General features: G+C 46.0%; 15 protein-coding genes and 1 pseudogene. 6 read left to right on the forward strand and 10 right to left on the reverse strand.

The window, feature by feature from the left end; all coding sequences use genetic code 11:
• Positions 1-337 precede the first annotated feature (337 nt).
• Together ABS362_RS17535 and ABS362_RS17540 are read left to right on the forward strand one after the other, a co-directional pair.
• Positions 338-1339 carry an endonuclease/exonuclease/phosphatase family protein gene (locus tag ABS362_RS17535; protein ID WP_350414117.1) on the forward strand — a complete coding sequence of 334 codons (1002 nt, stop codon included), beginning with the start codon at positions 338-340 and terminating at the stop codon, positions 1337-1339.
• A 141-nt stretch (positions 1340-1480) separates the two neighbouring features.
• Positions 1481-2836 (forward strand): annotated as a pseudogene (locus tag ABS362_RS17540) (M24 family metallopeptidase).
• Between the two features lie 120 nt (positions 2837-2956).
• Here ABS362_RS17540 and ABS362_RS17545 read toward each other — a convergent pair.
• The 10 genes from ABS362_RS17545 to ABS362_RS17590 form a co-directional block, all read right to left on the reverse strand.
• Positions 2957-3241, reverse strand: a complete 285-nt coding sequence (locus ABS362_RS17545) for a hypothetical protein (protein WP_350414119.1) — start codon at positions 3239-3241, stop codon at positions 2957-2959.
• A 402-nt stretch (positions 3242-3643) separates the two neighbouring features.
• A complete protein-coding gene (locus ABS362_RS17550; protein WP_350414120.1) occupies positions 3644-4951 on the reverse strand; it encodes a sensor histidine kinase in 1308 nt (435 codons plus the stop codon).
• Complete coding sequence (locus ABS362_RS17555) at positions 4935-6314, reverse strand: sigma-54-dependent transcriptional regulator (RefSeq protein ID WP_350414121.1); 1380 nt, start codon at positions 6312-6314, stop codon at positions 4935-4937. Before ABS362_RS17555 ends, ABS362_RS17550 begins: the two co-directional genes overlap by 17 nt.
• 219 nt (positions 6315-6533) lie before the next feature.
• Complete coding sequence (locus tag ABS362_RS17560) at positions 6534-7730, reverse strand: ABC transporter permease (protein ID WP_350414123.1); 1197 nt, start codon at positions 7728-7730, stop codon at positions 6534-6536.
• The gene (locus ABS362_RS17565; RefSeq protein ID WP_350414124.1) at positions 7727-8977 is read right to left on the reverse strand and encodes an ABC transporter permease; all 1251 of its coding nucleotides are present in this window, start codon (positions 8975-8977) and stop codon (positions 7727-7729) included. The genes ABS362_RS17560 and ABS362_RS17565 overlap by 4 nt, the downstream gene beginning before the upstream one ends.
• Before the next feature lie 4 nt (positions 8978-8981).
• Positions 8982-9680 carry an ABC transporter ATP-binding protein gene (locus ABS362_RS17570; protein ID WP_350414126.1) on the reverse strand — a complete coding sequence of 233 codons (699 nt, stop codon included), beginning with the start codon at positions 9678-9680 and terminating at the stop codon, positions 8982-8984.
• Between the two features lie 26 nt (positions 9681-9706).
• On the reverse strand, positions 9707-11185 hold the full coding sequence (locus ABS362_RS17575) for a TolC family protein (RefSeq protein WP_350414128.1): 1479 nt from the start codon (positions 11183-11185) through the stop codon (positions 9707-9709).
• A gap of 55 nt (positions 11186-11240) precedes the next feature.
• The gene (locus ABS362_RS17580; RefSeq protein WP_350414129.1) at positions 11241-12485 is read right to left on the reverse strand and encodes an efflux RND transporter periplasmic adaptor subunit; all 1245 of its coding nucleotides are present in this window, start codon (positions 12483-12485) and stop codon (positions 11241-11243) included.
• Positions 12486-12874: 389 nt separating this feature from the next.
• The gene (locus ABS362_RS17585) at positions 12875-16489 is read right to left on the reverse strand and encodes a M1 family aminopeptidase (protein WP_350414131.1); all 3615 of its coding nucleotides are present in this window, start codon (positions 16487-16489) and stop codon (positions 12875-12877) included.
• Positions 16486-17406: an ABC transporter ATP-binding protein gene (locus ABS362_RS17590; RefSeq protein ID WP_350414133.1), complete on the reverse strand. Its 921-nt coding sequence runs from the start codon at positions 17404-17406 to the stop codon at positions 16486-16488. Before ABS362_RS17590 ends, ABS362_RS17585 begins: the two co-directional genes overlap by 4 nt.
• 393 nt (positions 17407-17799) lie before the next feature.
• Here ABS362_RS17590 and ABS362_RS17595 point away from each other — a divergent pair, with 393 nt between their 5' ends.
• From ABS362_RS17595 to ABS362_RS17610, 4 genes are all read left to right on the forward strand, one after another.
• A complete protein-coding gene (locus ABS362_RS17595) occupies positions 17800-18837 on the forward strand; it encodes a sensor histidine kinase (protein ID WP_350414134.1) in 1038 nt (345 codons plus the stop codon).
• Positions 18806-19531, forward strand: coding sequence for a LytR/AlgR family response regulator transcription factor (locus tag ABS362_RS17600; protein ID WP_350414136.1), 726 nt, complete (start codon positions 18806-18808; stop codon positions 19529-19531). The genes ABS362_RS17595 and ABS362_RS17600 overlap by 32 nt, the downstream gene beginning before the upstream one ends.
• A gap of 373 nt (positions 19532-19904) precedes the next feature.
• Positions 19905-20480 (forward strand): YceI family protein, encoded by a 576-nt coding sequence (locus ABS362_RS17605; protein WP_350414138.1) that lies wholly within the window; start codon positions 19905-19907, stop codon positions 20478-20480.
• Positions 20481-20483: 3 nt separating this feature from the next.
• Positions 20484-20947: two-component regulator propeller domain-containing protein (locus ABS362_RS17610; RefSeq protein ID WP_350414140.1), on the forward strand; the 464-nt coding region annotated here is incomplete at its 3' end.

Here is a 20947-nt window from a genome sequence, read left to right on the forward strand (position 1 = left end):
TAGTGCTAATCTTCAAATTAACATACTTGTGAAGTCACTTTTCCATTTCTTTCCAAGAGATGCCGGAGTCAGCTTTCTGCAGTCACAATGCAGGTTTCTTTACCAAAGAGGATGCTCGACATTAACCTGCGGGCCTCATCCTGAAACGATTTGCCAAAGGCCAGCTTCGGGTATAGTAACTACTGTTGCTGTTCAGGTAAAACGCTCATTCCAGGATACACAACACGAACTTAAACCGTAACTCCTACACTTTAGTACCATGCCATTACGCTATCGTTTGGCACTCTTAAGGCTATTTTATAACCAAGCTGCAACTGCTGCTGTACAACATACTACTATGAAAACCGCAAAGAATATTACCTTCTACCTTACCTTGAGCTTAGGCACTCTGCTTATAGTTGTAACACTTCTCTCCCTGATCTATAATGTGCGGTTCTGGTACCTGAAAGTTCTGGATTTCCCTAGGGTGCAGGTGCTCATAAGCCTGATTGTCTTGCTCATCATTTTTGCGGTATTAAACAACCGGTGGAAGTCACTCTCCTACCTGTTCCTAGCAGGGATGATCAGTTCAATCGCACTTCAAGCGCATTTTATATTTCCATATACCACATTAGCAGGCAAAACAGTAGAGAGCTTGACGCCCGCTGAAGCCGAAAACAGCCAGACCTTTAGCCTGCTGGTTGCGAATGTATGGATGAAGAATGAGCAGGTAGCCGATTTCCTGGAAATGGTGCATAACGCAGACCCGGACATTGTGCTGGCAATGGAAATAAACCAGTGGTGGTCACAACAACTCACCGCTCTACAGGAGATGTATCCGCATAGGGTGGTTTATCCGATGGATAACACCTATGGCATAGCGCTGTACTCTAAACTGCCGTTGCGGGATACGGAGGTTAAATTCTTAAACCACAAGGAGGTCCCTTCCATACATACGCAGGTAAAGGTTTCCGGCAACGTTTCCTTTGTGTTACATGCCATGCACCCGGTGCCGCCAAAGCCCAGCAAGTACCCCGACAACATAGGAGAAAAAGCTGTTAGTCTGCTTAAAGTGGGAAAAATGGTGCAGCAAAGGCAACTACCTACTGTGGTGGCAGGCGATTTCAACGATGTTGCCTGGTCTAAAACATCACGCTTGTTTGGCACCGAAAGTAAGCTTGGTGACATACGCATCGGGCGCGGGCTCTACAATTCCTTTGATGCCACCTCTCTCATCATGCGGTGGCCATTGGACCACATCTATGTTTCCAATGAATTTAAGGTGGTAATCATCCAAAGACTCCCGAAGTTTGGGTCAGATCATTTCCCGATCTATGTAAAGCTGGCACTCACAGAATAAACAGGCAAAGTAAAGGGTTGGCTTTAGGGATTATAGGTTTATACCTGCTTCTGATTGCTAACCTCCTTTCCGGCTGGCAAAAGTACCATAGATTGCTATCTTTGTTAAGACAACACCCTTACAGGCGCCCCATTTATACTTATGAACAAGATAATCATCCTTCTGCTGCTGCTTGTAGCCTCTGAATATGCCGCTGCCCAACAGATACCTAACATTCTGCCCCTGCGCGAACGAGCTGCCCTGGAAGATGCCCTGCTGCACGAGCGCCTGGAAAAACTCCTCCCCGACCTGATGCGCCGTGAGGGCATTGATATGTGGGTAATTGTGGCGCGGGAGTATAACGAAGACCCTGTAGCCAAAACCATGCTTCCTGCAACCTAGCTGGCCGCACGCCGCCGCACCATTATGCTGTTTCATGACAAAGGCGCGGGTAAAGGCGTGGAAAGACTGGCTGTTGCCCGTTACGATATCGGCAACCTTATGAAAGGCGCCTGGGCACCGGAACAGGAGCCAAACCAGTGGAAGCGACTGGTACAGCTGATAGCAGAGCACAACCCGAAAAAGATTGGCCTGAACTATTCCACTACCTATGCCCATGCCGACGGTCTAACCAAAGCAGAATATGATAGCCTGATGCACTACCTGCCTGCTGCGCAGAAAAACAAATTGGTATCGGCCGAGAGACTGGCCGTGGACTGGTTGCAGACAAGAACAGGCCGTGAATTGGAAATATACGAGCAGATCAGCCGTATCGGGCATAGCATTATAGCCGAAGGATTTTCGGAAAGTGTGATTCAACCCGGAGTTACTACTACTGAAGATGTGATGTGGTGGTACCGTGAGCGCATCGCTGAACTGAAGCTGGATGCCTGGTTCCACCCGACAGTAGACATACAGCGGGCAAACCCTGGAGCCGGCGATTCGCAGCGTTCGTTCTCACAGCGTCCCGACGTGGAGGTAATAATGCACGGCGACCTGTTGCACGTAGACCTGGGCATTACCTACCTTGGCCTGAACACAGATGTGCAGCAACTGGCTTATGTGCTAAAGCCCGGCGAGGCAGAAGCTCCTGAGTATCTCCGAAAAGCCTTAGCTACCGGCAACCGCCTGCAAGACATTCTTACGGCCCAGTTTAAAGAAGGCAAAACCGGAAACAAGGTACTGCAAGAGGCACTGGCACAGGCAAAAAAAGAGAAGATAGTGGCAAGCATTTACTCGCACCCCATCGGCTACCACGGCCACGGCGCCGGTCCCGCCATTGGTATGTGGGACATGCAACAGGGCGTTCCCGGCACAGGCGATTACCCACTGCGCCACAACACGGCCTACGCCATAGAACTTAACGCTAAAGTAAACCTGCCGGAGTGGAACAACAAAGAAATAAGGGTGATGCTGGAAGAGCAGGCAGTTCTCACGCCAAACGGGATCCGTTACATAGACGGCCGGCAAAAAGAGTTGCTGCTTATACCACGTAAAACAACCTATATGAAGCAGTAGCCTTACCCGTCATGATTATCAGGGGAGCCTACTGTTTAATGATTATGGTTGCTTGTTATTTTGAAATGCTTTCTTTAATAAACCGGTTTTAGAAATTTAAATCAAAGGAAGGAAGCAGTATTAGTACTCACTTCTTCTTTTTGCCCTTTCCTGCAGGGCTTTCAGTTCATGCTCGGCAGCCTTTAACCTGTTTTTCGCAGCTTTTTCACGCTGACTAGCTTCTTCCGTCAGGCGTTCTGCCTCCTGTACTTCCCGTTCTAATTGTTCTACTTCACGTTGCTGCGCTGCAACAGCCGGGTCATCAGACATTCTGCCGCTTCCGGATATAACTGAACAGCTAACCAGTAGCGGAAAAAGCAGCATGATACAAAAACCTAAAAAGTATTTACGTGTAAATTTTTTCATAGCATCATATTTTTGTTACAATAGTTACTTACGTCTACAGCAACCTATATGGTTAATTTTATGGCATTTACAATTACCAATCTATTCCTATTGCTCTTGAACAAGCAAAATTGAGCGAGAGAAATCAGTTATATTCTGTGTAATCATAAGTTTGCTGGAGTATGTCATCGACTTAAAAAGTACAATGCAGGCACCTAATAAAACTAAATGGAGTAAGAGATTTCTGATAATATTTAGCCTAGAAAACATGAGATACTGTAAATCAGAATGCTTGAATATCATTTTTCTACTCTTCAAATTGTTCTAATACGCCTTCTTACATTTGCCAAATTCCGGTGGAAATACTTTAGATTTATATTTACTAATTGGAGGTCGGTCTACAAGAAACAATCAAAACAGTAATTAACCTGGAAAACTAACGGAAAACCTGGTTACTCCCATCTCCTGATCGCTCTCTAACGTGAAAGGAAATCCGTGATTGACTAAGATCTCCCTAACCATAGTTAAGCCTATACCCTGACCATATTCTTTGGTACTGAAAAAAGGCGTGAACAACGAAGCCTGTACACTTTCAGGTATGCCTGATCCTGTATCAGTTATCGTTAGTTGAGCCGGTGAAAGTTGTGTATTTATAGTTATCTCACCGTTTTCACCTATCGCTTCCATCGCATTTTTGAGCACATTAAGCAGTACCTGCTCCAACTGCTGTTGATCTAAAAGTATTGTTAGTGGCTGTGGGGAAAGTTGCAGGTTACAGGCTATGTTCCGACGCTGAAACTCTGGCTGCATTAACAAACTCATGTTGCGCAACATTTCGTGCAGGTCTGTCTTTACTTTCTTCGGCTGCGGAATGCGCACTACATTGGCAAAGTTGGCCATAAAGCGGCTCAGGTTCGTATTTCGGTCTATAGCCACTTGCAGGGCATTGTCAAAGTCTTCGCGGTGATCCAGGGTAAGTTGTGGCGCGTAATATTGCAGCGAGCCAAGAATAGAATTTACCGCACCCGCCGAGTTATTCACTTCATGCGACATCATCCGGATCACCTTTTCATACGCCTGCCGCTCGTTCTTAAGTATAGCATCGGTCAGTTCTTCTATCAGTACAAAGTAATGCTGAAACCCGCGGTCTAAAAAGTGGGCGCGGTGGCAGCGATAGGTACGAATACCGTTTACCCGGAAGGTAATGGAGCTTCCGGTTTGTAGTTGTGTAAGCTGCTCTGCCCATACTTTCGGCAACTGGCTTATGTGCTTCCCGATCAAGCTCCCTGTCGGCTTCTGCAGATACAGTTCGGCAGCAGGATTTACGTGCTCTACCTGGTTATCAAAACCAAGTAAGAGTATACCAGCCGGCGATGCATGAATTAGTTTCTCTAAAAAATAATGCTTCTCAGCCTGTGCCACCCGCTCGTGCCGCAACTGGTCTATCATGCGGTTGTACACGTTTATCAGTTCGTCCAGTTCCTTCTGCCCCACCCCCATAAACTTGGTAGAAAAGTCCTTGTCTTTTATGGATTGGATACCAGCCCTTATTAGGCTGAGAGGTTTAAAAAAGGTGGTATAAAGCTGGGATGTAATAAAAATAGAGCCAATTATAAGTACTTCCATCCCCAGGAAAAGGTACACATTCTCCTTTAGCAGGAAATACGCCATGATCGCCAGCAACAAATGGATGACAACAGCAAAAAGTATAAACTTAGTCCTGAGGCTCATACGGGATGTTAAACTTCTCGAGGCGGCGGTAAAGTGCAGCGCGGCTAAGGCCGAGGGCACGGGCTACTTTACTGATGTTATTATGGTAATGGTCCATCGACTTCTTGATCATGTTGGATTCCATTTCGTCCAGGGTCATGGCGCCAACAGCTGGCAATGATTTATCAGCAGATTTGGCTGCACTGCGTTGTGCCTGCGACTGAAAATCGTCTGCTTCCAGTAAATCATTATCACTTACCAGTACGGTACGCTCCACCAGGTTTTTGAGCTCGCGTATGTTGCCCGGCAAAGCTTGATCTTTCAGCCACTGCAACGCATTTTTGCTTATACTTAACTTTGGCCGATTGTATGTTTTCTTCAGGTTACCCATGAAGTACTGTACCAGCAACGGAATATCATCGGCACGTTCGCGCAAAGATGGCAGTTTAACAGTGATCAGGTTTATGCGGTAAAAAAGGTCTTCCCGGAATTTACCTTCGGCTACCATTTCTTCGAGGTTGAGGTTGGTGGCGCACACTACGCGAATATCGAGTTTACGGGAACGGCTGTCGCCAAGTATTTCGTAAGTTCGGTCTTGTAGCACGCGCAATAGTTTTACCTGGCTGTTCATGTCCAGTTCACCAATCTCATCCAGAAAAATAGTGCCTTTGTTTGCCATCTCGAATCGTCCTACCCTATCGCCCTTGGCATCGGTAAAAGCACCCCGTTTGTGACCGAACATCTCACTTTCGAACAAGCTGGCCGATATGCCACCCAGGTTAACTTTTACAAAGGGCTGATTTCTGCGAGGGCTGTTTTGATGTATAGCTTCAGCAATTAACTCTTTGCCGGTTCCGCTTTGTCCTTCTATTAATACAGAAGCATCTGTAGCAGCGATCTGGCCTATCTTTTTAAGTATTTTCAGCAGTTCCGGATCCTGGCCAACTATACTTCCGAAGTTATATTGCTGGTCCAACTTTTTGCGGGTTAAGGCTTCATCTGAAGTATGGTTCTGTTCTGATAAACTCAGTGCTGTTTGCACTGCCTGCAACAGGTACTCGTTGCTCCAGGGCTTGGTAATAAAATCGGCTGCACCTAAACGCATGCCTTCCACAGCCAGGCTAATAGAACCCCAGCCTGTTATTAGAATTACAGGAAGCTTCGGGTACTGCTTTTTAAACTCACTTAACAGCGCCAGCCCGTCGTGTCCGGTCGTCTCAATGGAGAAGTTCATATCCATGATCACAAGCTGAAACGGGTTTAGCTCCGCCAATTGAAGCGCTTCTTTCGGAGAGGCTGCTTCCTGCGTTTTAAAGCCATTCTGTTTCAGCATAAGGCTTAGCGAGGCACGTACAGCTACATCGTCATCAATAATCAGGATCATGGAAATCAGTTGTTAGGGAGTATAAATATATCGAATTCTAAAATTAGTTATAGCAGTTATAGTTTCGGCTATAGTTCTATAGTTACAGTTGGTCATCCCCCTGCCCCCTCCAAAGGGGGAAATCAGCAATGCGTAAAGAATTCAGGGTCCTTTATGTTACCTTATAAAGTCGCCCTTTAAAGGGGCAAAAGGATGAATACACCAGGTAATAACCATATTTTACTCTTCATGCAGGGCTGTAGCCGGGTGTATGGCGGCTGCCTGACGGCTTGGGTAAATGGCGCAAAGTATAACCAGGGCATAGATCAGCAGCACTGACACAATAATGGCAGTAGTATAAATCTGAGCCGGAAAATCGAACACACCCAGTAACGGAAACTGTACCGCAAAAAAGCACCCAAGTAAAAGCCCGAATGTTGCCACAACCAGTATCTCGCCCAGGAACTGTTTATATACATTACCTGACGTAGCCCCTAACGCGCGGCGCAATCCAATTTCGGAATAGCGCTTGTTTATGCTTTGCCACAACACGCCAAACAAGCCTAGTGCTACATTCAGTATTAAGAAACCACAAACTATAAGCAGGGTAATAACCGGAGAAAGCGACTGTTTCAGGTAAGAGGTGCGCAGGTCCGGCATCATTTGGAGATTCAGTGTCCAGCTGGGTCCTGCCCCTGATACCTGGTCCAGTATCCTTTGCTCAAAAACTGGTGACGTACCCGGCTTCACCCTGATGTATATCATGCTGTGCGATTGCTGTGCTGTATCGGCGAGGGTGGTTCTTAAAAAATAAGACTCGCCCATACTTTCAAGTTCTCCCCCGGGCTTATAGGCTTCCACCACACCAACAACTTTCTTTTCAATAATCGGATCGCCAGGCATATGGCCCATGGTTACTTTTTTGCCAACGGCCGGTTCATCACCGAAAAGCTGTTCTTTTGCATCTAGTGTCAGTATGATAGGTTCCTGGTTGGAGCTTGCATCGTTTTCTGTAAACCAGCGTCCTTCTACCATTTCCAGACCCATCACATCCTTAAAGGCATCGTGCTGCACATATACCATGTTAGCGATTACTTCCTTATTGTTATAAAGCAGGCCAGAATTCCACGTATTCCGGGTATATGGCCCGTTTTCGCTGCCTATGGCTACATATTCTACTTCATCAAGGGCATCCAGACGTTTCACCATCTGCTCCAGGCGCTGGCGTTTTTCCAGCTCAGGAATATCGTGCGCCTGTGCGTTTAGCACCCAGATGTTTTCGTAGGCTATGCCTACCGGCTTTTTATAGTTAATGTAAAAACTGATGAGCAGGCTGCACACCCCAAATAAAACCAGGAATGAAAAGAACACTTCCAGGATCATCAGGAAATTGCTACGCTTTCTGTTCCAGATCAGCTTAAATAAATGACGGATCATACTATACCTCCTTTCAGGGCTGCCACTGCCGGCAGTTTAGACATTTTATAAGCCGGGTACACACCCGACAGTATTCCGAATACAATACAGATCAGCAGGCTGAACACGAAAATAGTTGGGTTTATACTCAAGTCAGAGTAAGGTATCAGGCCACTGTCGTTTATGAGCATGAGAACGCCCTGCGCACCCACCAACCCTATCAGGCCACCGATCAGCGTCAGAATGATGTTCTCTACCAGAAACTGTACAACCAATGTAGATGAAGATGCTCCGAAAGCTTTACGAACACCAATTTCGGAGGTGCGCTCCATGATGCGGCTGATGTTAATGTTAACCAGGTTTATAGTTGGCAGCAGCATAAAGAACAGCACGCCAAGTATAACGAACATAGAGAACAGCAGCAGGTTTACTTCACCGTCTACGCGCCCAACTCCACGCACAAACGATTCCACAAGGGTATCGGCATGCACTTGCAGATTTTTGAAATGTACCCCGTTACTGGTAGGCGGAATAGGGACATCTTTAATAACATTATAAAACTCTGCTTTAACAACTGCCATGTCTTCCGGGGACCTGGCCAGTAGTATGGCTTCAAAACTGCCTCCGAACTCAGGTTTGCGATAATCCTCTTTCAGGTTTGTATAGGGCACCCACACATCGGCATAAGTGTTGGTCCGGGTAGCGGCTATGTTTTTAACCACACCTACCACTTTATACTTGGTTCTGTCTACTTCAATGTATTGGCCAACTGCTTTTTTACCTTCCCCGAAATAGTTCTCACGAGTGGCTTCGGTAATAACTGCAACCCGGGCTATACTTTCCACTTCTGCTTTGTTAAACGGGCCACCTTCTGTAAAAACGAAGTCAAGCACGTTCCAGAGGCTGGCGTCGGTAAAGCGCACACCCAATGGCAGTTTGCGGTTATCTACATAAGCATTGTAAGCAAACTCTGAAGAATAAATGGTAATATCCTGTGGTGTTTTAAGCGGGCGCACATACTTATCCAGGAAATAAAATCCCGGGTTGGTATTCATGGTATAGCCTTCGCCGGTTACTTTCAATCGGTTCACGTAAAGCATGCGATCTGTTTTAACTTCAGGCATGTGAGGTCCCAGTATATAATCGGCAAAAGAAGTAGCTACCATGAGCACCATCAGTGTAAAACTGATACCGAAAAGGCTGATGAAAGTAAAGAACTTGCGTCGTTGCAGTACCTTCCAGGCTATTTTAAGATAATTCTTGAGCATGGTCTTATACTTTAGCGTAGTCGTATACTTTTGAGTCTGATACCTGCTGCCCGTCAAAGAAGCGAACCAATCGCTCAGTTTTCATAGCCATATTCTCGTCGTGGGTTACCATCACGATGGTGGTGCCATCTTCGCGGTTAAGGTTCAGCAATATGTTCATCACTTCCTCGCCCATCACAGAGTCCAGGTTACCAGTAGGCTCATCGGCAAGTATAATTTCGGGGTTACCAACAAGGGCGCGGGCAATAGCTACGCGCTGGCGCTGCCCACCCGATAGCTGGTTCGGATAATGCTGTGTACGGGCACTCAGGCCAACCTTCTCCAGGGCAAGCTTGGCTCGTTTGTTACGTTCCGCCCCTGATACTCCATTGCGATAAAGCAACGGCAGCTCTACGTTATCCAGCACGCTCAAATCGTTTACCAGGTGATAGCTCTGGAAAACAAAACCTATTTTCTCGTTCCGGATGTGTGCCAGCTTTTTGTCTTTGTAAGTTTTAATAGGCTGCCCGTCTATAGTTACCACGCCGGAGCTTGGTAAGTCCAGCAGGCCCATAATGTTCAGCAATGTAGACTTGCCGCAACCTGATGGCCCCATTATGGAAAGGAATTCCCCTTTAGGCACTGTCAGGTTTACGTTCTGCAGAGCCACTGTCTCGATGGCTTTGGTCTGGTAAACTTTTTCGATGTCTGATAGCGTGATCATAGTTCTAAATTTATGTCTTTTGTTGGTTAGTTCTTATACCTGGTGTTTATTACTGCTACAATAGGTTGCTGCTTTTCAAAATCGAATAAGGTGAGTTGCCTTAAACTATAGTGTGCTACCCAGAATTGACTGAGCGATGTGATGTAAGCCCGGCGTGCCTGGTCTTTTTCTGCTAAAGCTATGTTCAGATCCGTGATACTGATGCGGCCAACTATGAAAGTGTTCCTGGTTATCTCATAGCGTTCGCGGGCAATCTCATCGGCAGTCGCCGTAGTGGCCAATCGGCGTAAAAGTGTGTTGTACTGGTTTGCCTGTGCCTGCACGGCCTGCTCAAAAGTAGCTTCCTCCTGTGCTATAGTATGCTGTACCAATTGGCGGTTCAGGTCTGCTACCTTATAGTTAGCGCGCTGACGGCCCCAATCCAGAAGCGGCATGTTAAAACCTATGCGGGCGCGTTGCAGGTTCTCAGGTCGAGTATAAACATCCGTAAAGTTACTGGCACTGTTTGATAAACCGAAAGTGGCAAAAACACTCATATTCAAACCATTATCACCTTTTGCTTTGGCAACCAGGCTTTCGGCTTCCAGCAGGCGACGCTGAAAACTGACAGCTTCTTTCCGGTTCTTTTTTGCTTCGGCCAAGGCCTTTTCTGCTGAAACTACAACTTCCGGTATGTTGTCTGGTATACTTAGCTGCAGGGCTTCTGTGTCTTTCAATCCTACGAAAGTTTTTAGCGCAAGCGTAGCGTTTTGCTCGTCGAGTTCAGCCTGGTCCTGAGCGAGTTGAGCGTTTAAAACAGCCAGTTTTAGTTGTAACAGGTCGTTTTTAGATAAGCGGCCCAGTTTAAACTTCTGTTCAGCTATCTGGTAAAGGGTGTCGTTGTTGGCTAAGTTCTGGGTGGCGATGCGTTGGTTTACCTGTGCCAGCAATAAGTCAAAGTATAAACGGGTAGCTTCCACAGCTATACTTTCCTTGTCTTCCACAAACTGGCGTTGCGACTCCTGGTAGCGCAACGGTTCCACTTTTTTAGCCCACGCAAACGGGTTATAAGCAAACAGTGGCTGCTCAAAACCAACTATAGCCGGGTTGCCGTTATAGCGTGTTATGTTGCGGTCAAAATCATCAAAACGCTGCATGAGCGAGGTTACAAATATACTGCCTCCGGTTGGGCCAACCAGCTGCCGTAGCGTTACTCCAACATCAGCATTGTTTATAGATACCGGTTTAAAATCGGTGGTGCCATCTGGTTGAATTACCGGTGTATAGGTTCTGCTGAAATCAGGCAATGTACCGTTTAGACTAAGTTGCGGACGATAATCAGATTTAAAGCTGCGCCATTGCCAGTAGCTGCTTTCCTGGCTCACATCAGCCTGTTTTGCAGCTGCTGACTGCTGTTGCGCCATTATAATAACCTCCTGCAAACCTAATTGGCGGGCAGGCTGGGCTATACTTTGAGCGCAACAAAGCAGCATTATAAACACTAAACAGGTAAAAACGCTTTTCATAGGTTTACTTTGTTGTTGGTATCAGTTACAGTTCTGTCAGATAAGCCGGTAATTCTTATTCAATCTTAATCTTATCAGCATGTTGATAATCGGCCATGTCTGAGATCACGACAACATCTCCGGGTTTCACACCATATTCCAGCTCTACAAAATCCACATTGCTTACACCTATAGTTGCGGCTCTTCTGAATACTTCGTTGTCCAGCACCACAAATACCTGCTGCCCCTTGGCAGTGTTAAAGTATGGTCCGTTCTTCACGCGAAGTACATTGCCTTTCGAAGCAGTTGTTACAAATACATCAGCACGTAAACTAGGTCGCAGTAACTGGTGGGCTTTTTCCTGGAGGGCTACATAAAACGTAACTATGCCATTGCTAACCGTGGGCTCTACTGATGAGATCGTGCCTTGCAGATCAGTATTATTGATGCGAACTATAGTATTGCCTCCTACTTTCAGTTGGTCGGCGTAGGTATCGGCAATAGTGGCTTTTACTTTATAGCTACTCAGATCGGCTAGACGGGCAATAACATCTCCTGTGTTTACAGTGCTGCCAATTTCATTTTTCACCCAGGTAATTACTCCTTTATGCGATGCCCTTACTTCTGCTTGTTCCATTTTGCGTTGTAACTCTTCTATCGATCGGCTCTGCATAGCCAGGGTATAGCCAAGCTCCTGTTCATCTGCTTTCAAAAGCTCGCGCTCGGTTGCGATGTCATCTTTAATTTCAGAGAGTTCCTGCTGGGCAATTTTAAGGTTTAGTTCGGCCTGGTTCACGCTCTCCTGAGTGGTGCCGCCAATTTTTAACAGGTATTTTTCATCTGTCAATTGGGCTTGCAGACTTTTAACTTTAAGCTGTTTTATAGTTAACTGAGAAGCCAGCTGGTTCAATGTCTTGCGAAGGTTTAATCGCATCTGCACGCTTTTATGCTGGTTCAGTTGCTGTTCGTCCTTCAGTTTATCGTAAGCCAGCTGAGTATAAGATCTGTCGAGAAGCAGAATCTGGTCACCGGGATTTACCTGCTCACCTGCTTTCAACACTACCTGCTCTATCCGTGCCTGTATCGGGCTGGTGATTACCTGTTCCTGCTCTGGCACTACCATACCGCTTGCCGTTAAGGTAACTACAACAGGGCCCTGCTCTACCACCGCAGTGCGAAGTTTATCGCTACTAACAGTTGGCGTTAGCATTGTTCTGAAACCAACTATAGCGAAGACCAATAATGCCAAAAAGACACCAACCTGTGTGTAGCGTCTGAGTTTGTTGGCTTGTTTTGTATTAGCAGACAATTCGCGATCCATAGTTTTATATATTCCTACAGGATCTTCTTAGCCAACATACATGCCAATTTTATATATTATTGATTTACAACATATTATAACAGTTTTTGATATTTAGCACTTTAAAAAAAGTGTTCAGTATTGAACAGGTTTGTCCGGTTTTAGGAGCAGTGTTATGACTACTAAATGTAAAAGCCACTTCGCATTAAATGAAGTGGCTTTTAAGGCTTTTAAAATTATATGTTGTGTTACTAGTACAGCTTCAGCAGTAAAAGTTGGCCACTAAATAAACGGTCATAAGAGTACCATTAATGCTACAGGTCGCGCAGTTATTTTGCCAGTCAAACTCTTCGTTTAAGCATCATGATCAGATAACGTTCCTGAATCATTACGCCAGCTCTTACAGTTTCTTAAAACTTTACATTCTTCAGGTTATCCTTTATCTCCCAGTCTATAAGCAGGTTGTTGGGGTCTATACCGGCAAGAGCGGGCTTGCGTGGTACTGTTACCGTAATCTTCTGCTTAGCCGCGGTTAGATGATGCTTCTGCTTGTAAAGTAACTTCCCTGTTGCCTTCCCTTCTTCCGCAGGGCCATATACACCAACCTCTACCCAGTCATTCATCTGTAGTTTCGTTTCTACACCTATACTGTCTACTACAAACTTCCGTGCCTGCACGTGGATGGTTACCTGCCATTTACCTGATTCCACCTGTTTGGCTGTGGCCTGGTCCGTGCCCAGTTCCCAGAAAGTGTTCTGTTCAAACAGATCATGCAGCAGCGGCTGTAGCGAGTCAGGAGTGGCTGCCTGCAATTCGTGGTACAGGTCAAGCGAAGTAGGTAACGGAAACTTTCCGGAACCATGCTTCTCCAGCAAATTCCGGAGTGCACCGTTAACTTTATCCCTGCCGATGTACTGGCTTAGGGCATACAGTGCAAACGGACCTTTGCGGTAGTTCTGATACCAGTCATTTGCCTGCAGCAGCGGTACAGCGGCTTGTGTTTTGGGTGTCTCATACTCTTCCCGCAAGAAGCTTAATAGCCGTTGCAGGTGCTCCGGGCTATAGTAATCTTCCAGCACACCCATTGCCGAGTACCACGCCAGGCTCTCGGAAAGTAATCCTGCTCCTTCTGCATGGGCCGGGTCAACCTGGTTTCCCCACCATTGATGCGCTACCTCGTGTGCCACTACCGCTGTTATCAGGTCAAACTTTCGTTCGTCCTTGTCCGGGTTCATGATAAAGAATGCTTCGCCGGCTGTAATGTTTATGGGAGATGCATGGTTTCCGAACGCATATCCCGGATAGGCTACAAACCGGATGGCATGGTGTGGGTACGGGCCAAATTGCTCACTGTAATAGTCTAAAGAAGCTTTTACACTGTTCATCATGCGCTTCAGGTTAAGTGTGTGCCCCGGATCATAATAGATCTGTACGCTGACGTCCTGCCCTGAACCTTCGGAAGGATTCTTCCATTTTCCTTCATGTACAGCGTAGTTGCCTGAGAAAAAATGATATTCATTGCGTATAGGCGCATCTGTCGCAAAATGGAAGTACCGCCGGTTCCTTTTCGTCCATGTGCGCTGCAGCTTGCCGGGTGCTACCACCACCTGATCGATATCTGTACTCACCACTGCTTCAAAAGTAATCCGCTCTGCAAATGGTGACTCCATGCGCGCTTTTTCATCATAAAGAGAAGGCGTTGCAGGTCGCGGAGCAAGCCCGTACTTTTTGCGTGAACCAGCATCATCCAGCTCACGGTACGACTGGTAACCTATGGCAGGCAACCACTCATAGTTTCGGAAATTGGTATTGTTAGGTGTTACAGACACATCCGCTCCGCTATTTGAAAAACCTTGGCTCCCCACCTGCACCTCAAAGCTGAGTTGTATAGAGTCGCCGGTCTGGAGTGGCTTTTCCAACCTGTAGATATGGTAGCCTAGTTCTTCATCTTCAAGCACCCTGGCAGCAGGTTGGTTAAAAGTTATGGCTTTTGTTTCAACTCCCGGTACTGTAGCGACATGTACACCATCTATTGATTCCTTATGCTGGTTCACAAGCAGGTAAGCCCCTTTCACTGTCGCTTTACGGTCATCCGGGTAAATCTCCACGTTCAGATTTACACTTGTCTGCCGGGGCTGCGGCATAAGATGGTATTTACCGTAGCGTTTCTCATACTGCGCTTGCCGCTCTGCTATTTCTGTTGGAGAAAGATAGTTGTTAAGGACATTGGTGTTGTAGAAAATAAAACCACCAAACAGTAGAATACCCGTTACCCCCACCCCAGCAACTATAACTGTAGAACGGGTAATGCGACGGACAGCCAAGTTGAAGCGTGACTTAAGCTTCTCTTCCCTGCCCCGCACCCAGAACAGTTTTGCCACAACAGCCAATAACAGCGCCCACGATACCCAGTATAGTTTAAACCACAGCCATGGTTCCAGTGATAAGTTAAAGCCAGCCATATCGGTATAGGTCCAACCCGGGCTGGAACTATAGATGAGCAGCTTGTGCCCAATACCAAGACTAGGAGCAAACGCGATGAAACTATAGGCTAGCAGGGCGAAAAAATGACCCAGGTATTTCTGATTAACCAGTACATGCACAACCAGTGCAAGCAAGGCAAACAGCATACATTCCACAAACTGAAGCCCAAAAAGCGCCTTTATATACTGCCCAATCTCAATTGGGGCACCGCCTATACTTAACTGCGCAACAATACCTGCCAGCAACAGCAACGTTGGCCAAACTATAAGCATAAAACTTAAGGCTAAAAACCTGCTCCCAAACAGCACCCACTCCGGTACCGGGGCTGCGTTGGCTATCTCATGTATCCCGGCATCTCTTTCCTTCCAGACCAATTCTCCGGCATAAAAAAAAGTAAGCAGGGTGATCAATATCCAGAAGGATTTAATTTCTATTAGGGGTGCCGTCAGGAAATTAACCATTTGATCGGTACGGGGTAGTAAAGGCACATCTTTGGCTTCCATGTTTCCGGGTATGGCAAAACCTATTAGTAGGGCAAGGGCAATCAATAACAGCAAACCGATACGGCCTTTAGCAAGCTGCAGAAACGATCTCCAGGTAATGAAGTGCAGCTGTAGTAAGTGAGTTCTGAAGCTAAAAACGCCTTTTATCTGCGTTAATGTATTCTCCGGTCTCCATTTCAGCCACTCCTGTGCTGGCAGACTGGTTAAGGTTTGATTTAACTGCGTCTTCCCTACTCCTGTTGTGGGCTGAACAAAACTGAAACGACGGTGGGTAAAAGCCAATAAGCCAACAGAGATGCTGAGCCAAAGTATGCGATTAATGAGCAGCGGCCCCTCCAGGGAAAGCAGACGTGAATTAACTTCCAGTGGACTCCATTCACCTGAGAGTTGATTTAAAACAAAGCTGAAATTGATGGGATCTATCAGGTTCGCCCATGCTTTTGCATCCTGCAGCACCAATTCTAAAACAAATGCACACACAAAGAGAATCACACCACCCAGATAGCTGGCCATAGGCCGACGGGTAAGCGCCGCCAATGAGAACTGAATGGCCGTTACAATAAATATATTTGGCAGCAGCAGGTAAAAAAAACTAGTCAGGTAAGCTGATAACCGGAATGGCCCCATCACTTCGGGCTCTACACCTGTAAAGTATAGGGAGAACAGGATGCTCAGCGGAATAGAAAGCAGGACAATTAAATTAAGAAAACATGCAGCAAGAAACCGCCCTCCCAGGTAAGTGGCTTTACTGGTTGGCGTAGTGTAGGTGAGCGAATACATGCGTGTCTGCACATCCCGGGCTGCGGCATCACCAGCCACGGACCCACCTAACGGAAGCCAGAACAAAATGCATAGCGCCGTGACAGCCGCTATCACAATAGGCGCATTTAGTAAGAAATAGCCTTCCTGTGCATCACTTAAGTAATTGGCGGTTACCCATAAAAAAGCAAGCACTGCTACTACCAAAAAGTATAGCCAGGTAGTGAAGCTGCGAACTTGATAGGCAAACTCCATTTGAAAAATTTTCCGGAACTTCATATGCTTACCTCCTCCACTTGCTGACAGGTTCTGTTAAAACCTGCCATGGTGCTAAAGTATACATCTTCGAGGTCCGGCTCCACCAACTCAAAACCGTTTCCGGGGTTCTCTTCACTGTATACATGAACTATAGTTTGTCCGCTAAACAGTTTGGCAGAAATAACCTGATGCTCCTGACCCAGTGTGGGCAATTCATTCTTGGAAACCAACTTTCGCCAGATACGGCCTTTCAATGTATCAACTGCCTGTATCGGCTCTGCTTCCAATAAAATTTCCCCCTTATTGATGATGGCCATATTGGTGCACAGCTCGCTCACATCTTCGACAATGTGGGTGGAAAGTATAACCACGCTGTTCTCCCCCAACTCACTGAGCAGATTCAGGAAACGCACGCGCTCGGCCGGGTCCAGTCCCGCCGTTGGCTCGTCAACTATAAGTAGTTTCGGATTGCCCAGCAGCGCCACGGCCACACCGAAACGCTGCTTCATGCCGCCAGAATAGCCGCCTAGTTTTTGCCTGCGCTTGTCCCATAGGTTTGTCTGTTTAAGTAAACGCTCCACCACTTCTTTGCGGGCAGCGCGGCTGGTAATGCCTTTCAAAACGGCGAAGTAATCCAGCAAATCTTCTGCATTCACTTTTGGGTAGACACCGAACTCCTGTGGCAGGTAACCCAGCGTCTGGCGCACTTCTTCTTTTTGGCAGAGCACATCTATTCCGCCGAGTTGAATAGTACCTTCATCCGGGTCCTGCAGTGTGGCCAGCGTTCGCATTAGTGTAGACTTGCCTGCTCCGTTTGGGCCCAGCAAGCCGTACATGCCAGACGGAATTTTTAGCGAAACATTGTTTAATGCTTGTACTCCGTTGCCATAGGTTTTGGAAACATTCCGGATGGTGAGACTGAACTGTTGATTTTCCATAGTTCTTATTATTTTGTATTCTTTATCAGGTAGAAATGAAGCGACAAATAAACTGTCCCCGTGAGGGGACTATAGGGGTGTTTGCTACTGATGAAGAAGCATCTGCTTAAATTTTGATCATCAGCAGACGATTATACCCCTGTGGCCCCCTCAAGGGGACAGTTTACCAAAGCATCATTGGATATAGGATGCATTCCCGCTCATTTCAGAATAAAGGAAAAAAGACACCCCAGGAAATCAAAAAGAGATATGCTACTGCTGTAAAGCAATCTGCCAACGGCTGTTTTGCATCGGCCAAAGTGCTTACCGGCCCAAAAGGCGGATTCGTAGATTGGTATAAGGTTCCTGCCGAGTAGATAAAGAGATAATGACCGGAAAAAATATCTTTGCTTTATGGAGAGAGTGAAAAAGATCTTTGTGCTGGTCCACCTCGTACTTTGGACGCTGTTTAGTCTGCTGGTAGCCTTACAGCTAAGCGATGAAGGAGACCACCGGCTAAGCTTAACCACCGGTTTCATCCTGACATGCTTGCTTGTTTTTTACGGTAATTTCTCTCTGCTCATCAATTTTTCGGGTAAGAAGAAGAACCGAGCTTACTATCTCAGGCTATTAGCTATCATGCTGCTCGGTCCGCTTCCCTTTGTAATCTTTCACCCTAAAGGGCTGGAGACATTACAGGATTCTTACGAGTACTACATGATGACTCTGATCACGGTTGTACCTGCCTTTACATTTCTTGGTTGGTTGGCAAGGATCACGGAGAACCTGGTGCTTAATACTATCCGAAAAGAGCAACTGGAAAAACAGGCCGTAGAAGCGGAATTACATTACCTGAAGTCACAGATCAACCCGCACTTTCTGTTCAATACGCTCAATAACATCCATACTTTGGTTTACAAGCAAGCGCCTGCGGCACCTGAAGCTGTACTTCGTCTGTCTTCGCTGATGCGCTACATGATCTATGAATCAAACTCGGCCACGGTGCCCCTATCCAGAGAAATGAACTACCTGCAGGACTATGTAAGTTTGCAGCAGCTTAGATACAAAAAGAGCCCGGTAGTAGACCTGGAAGTAGTAGGAGACACAACAACCTGGTATATAGCTCCGCTCCTGTTCATTCACCTGCTGGAAAATGCTTACAAACACAGCACCGCCCGACTGGAACCCGGAGATATTAAACTTACAATTGAAGTAAAAGAAAATACACTTACCTTCCGTATTTTGAACCCAATTGGTAACAGCGCTGGTAAGACATTAGAAGAACCAGGCGGCATTGGGCTGCCAAATGTCCGGAAAAGGCTGGCATTGCTGTACCCCGAAAAGCATAGCCTGGAAATAGAGAACCTGGGCGAACTATTTATAGTTACGTTAAAGATTTACGGTCTGCACACGCAAGCGCATGAAAGAGAAGCTGAGCTGTTATATAATTGATGACGAGCACCTGGCTCAGGAAATACTGGAAGAGTATGTAGCCAAGGTTCCGTTTCTGGAACTGAAAGGCACCTTTATGAGCCCTCTTGAGGCAGCCGCCCAACTGGATAAAGACAAACCAGACCTGCTTTTCCTGGACATCAACATGCCCGACCTGGACGGGCTAAGCTTCATCCCGATGCTAAACCCGAAGCCCATGATCATCCTGACAACGGCTTATGATCAGTATGCCCTGAAAGCCTTTGAACTGGAAGTGAAAGATTACCTGGTGAAGCCTTTTTCGTTTGAAAGGTTTTACAAAGGTGTACTGCGTTTGTACCAGGAACAAAGCAACCGGCAGCTACCGGATAAAAAGGAAATCAAGACAGAAACAAAGCATGAACAAGAGTATATCTTTCTGAAGGTTGGTCACCGCATACAGAAAATAGCAACACGCGAAATTTTGTTTGTAGAGGGTATGAAAGACTATCTGCGCATTCATACAGCCAAGGAGAAGATCATGACCTTACTGAGTTTTGCCAGGCTGGAAGAGCTGTTACCCACCCAGGACTTTGCACGTGTACACCGCTCTTACGTGGTGGCTATTGATAAGATTGATCACATAGAAAAGAACAGGATCTGGATAGGTGATCAGGTGATACCGATCAGTGACAGCTATAGTGATAACTTTTATAGTAAACTGAGGGGAGTTTGAACCATCAACTTTTTTTCAAAAGTTAGTATATAACCGCTATATTTCTGATAAAATAATTCGATAATTACCATCCTTTTATCTACTGAAAGGAAAAAGCTACTTCACATTGAATGGAGCGGCTTCTTTTGTTCGATAGATTTCATATTCGGTTAGGACTGTCGACCTAAATTCTTACCTTATAATAAAGAAATCATGATCCTCTCCAACTAACTGATCTGATTTCTCCGAAATGTACTCCTTTAAACAAAACTATTTCATTCGAACTTAGTGATCCTACCCTTCTGAAAACCATAAATTTTCTTATTTTTACTGGCTTTATTCTTTCATCAACAAAATAGAAAAGGCGTTTTTTTTATAATTAAAATAACAGCAGATGCAAAAGTGTAAATGGTTGTGGTTGATGTTTTGCAGCTTTGCTGTTCTGGTAAGCGCTGGTTTTACCTTTTACAAGCCTGTATATCAACTATACCGCATCAAAGAAGCCCGTATTCATTTTAAATCTGAGGCCCCGCTCGAACTGATAGAAGCCGGCTCCACAAAATTAAAAGGCCTTATCAGAACAGAGGACCAGACTTTTGCATTTTCGGTGGCTAATACTTCGTTCGAAGGATTTAACAGCGCGCTGCAGCGTGAGCATTTCAATGAGAACTATATGGAAAGCACGCGTTTTCCGAACTGCACCTTTTCGGGTAAGATCATAGAGCCCATAGATTTTACAAAAGATGGCTTGTACACGGTACGTGCAAAAGGTAAATTGGCAGTACATGGCGTGGATGTGGAGCGGATCATAAAAGCCACACTAACTATAAAAGGAAATACGGTTTCTGTTCAATCCGAATTTATAGTTCCCCTTCAGGATCATAACATCACCATCCCTAAGATCGTGAACCAGAAAATTGCAGAAGAGATAAACGTAACTATAGATGCTACGCTTTTGCCTCAAAATTAACCTATGAAACGGAAAGGCTGGGGCAAACTTATAGTTACAGCTATTTGGCTGGCGCTGGTACAGTTTCCTGTGCTGGGGCAATCGCTACATTTCAATTCCACAGAGGTAGAATATAATAATCAGCCTGTAAAAGTAAGCCTCCTGCACCAGGACTGGCAGGGTTTTATCTGGCTGGGTACATCGTATGGCTTGCTTCGCTATACCGGCACCAATTACCAGTTATTCTCGCTCCCCGGAGATTCTGCAACTGCTCAGCCCGTTTCTGCTATTTATGAAGACAGTGAAAAGCAACTATGGGTAGGTTTTAATGATGGTACTCTGGCTAAGCGTCAGGGACAAAAACTCGCACCTGTTATTGCCTTGCAGAAATACATCAATACCCCTATTACAGCTATACTTGAAGCTAAAGACAAAACACTTTGGGTGTCCACTTACGGGCAGGGCGTTTATTATGCCAAAGAACGTAA

This window comes from Pontibacter populi, assembly GCF_040278685.1.
Classification (GTDB): Bacteria; Bacteroidota; Bacteroidia; order Cytophagales; family Hymenobacteraceae; genus Pontibacter; species Pontibacter populi.

Excerpts from the sequence above, each read along its gene's own strand:
- ABS362_RS17555 (WP_350414121.1), bottom strand. The coding sequence starts at position 6,314 with ATGATCCTGATTATTGATGACGATGTAGCTGTACGTGCCTCGCTAAGC.
- ABS362_RS17580 (WP_350414129.1), bottom strand. The coding sequence starts at position 12,485 with ATGGATCGCGAATTGTCTGCTAATACAAAACAAGCCAACAAACTCAGA.
- ABS362_RS17585 (WP_350414131.1), bottom strand. The coding sequence starts at position 16,489 with ATGAAGTTCCGGAAAATTTTTCAAATGGAGTTTGCCTATCAAGTTCGC.
- ABS362_RS17570 (WP_350414126.1), bottom strand. The coding sequence starts at position 9,680 with ATGATCACGCTATCAGACATCGAAAAAGTTTACCAGACCAAAGCCATC.
- ABS362_RS17565 (WP_350414124.1), bottom strand. The coding sequence starts at position 8,977 with ATGCTCAAGAATTATCTTAAAATAGCCTGGAAGGTACTGCAACGACGC.
- ABS362_RS17575 (WP_350414128.1), bottom strand. The coding sequence starts at position 11,185 with ATGAAAAGCGTTTTTACCTGTTTAGTGTTTATAATGCTGCTTTGTTGC.
- ABS362_RS17535 (WP_350414117.1), top strand. The coding sequence starts at position 338 with ATGAAAACCGCAAAGAATATTACCTTCTACCTTACCTTGAGCTTAGGC.
- ABS362_RS17590 (WP_350414133.1), bottom strand. The coding sequence starts at position 17,406 with ATGGAAAATCAACAGTTCAGTCTCACCATCCGGAATGTTTCCAAAACC.
- ABS362_RS17595 (WP_350414134.1), top strand. The coding sequence starts at position 17,800 with ATGGAGAGAGTGAAAAAGATCTTTGTGCTGGTCCACCTCGTACTTTGG.
- ABS362_RS17550 (WP_350414120.1), bottom strand. The coding sequence starts at position 4,951 with ATGAGCCTCAGGACTAAGTTTATACTTTTTGCTGTTGTCATCCATTTG.
- ABS362_RS17545 (WP_350414119.1), bottom strand. The coding sequence starts at position 3,241 with ATGAAAAAATTTACACGTAAATACTTTTTAGGTTTTTGTATCATGCTG.
- ABS362_RS17600 (WP_350414136.1), top strand. The coding sequence starts at position 18,806 with ATGAAAGAGAAGCTGAGCTGTTATATAATTGATGACGAGCACCTGGCT.
- ABS362_RS17605 (WP_350414138.1), top strand. The coding sequence starts at position 19,905 with ATGCAAAAGTGTAAATGGTTGTGGTTGATGTTTTGCAGCTTTGCTGTT.
- ABS362_RS17560 (WP_350414123.1), bottom strand. The coding sequence starts at position 7,730 with ATGATCCGTCATTTATTTAAGCTGATCTGGAACAGAAAGCGTAGCAAT.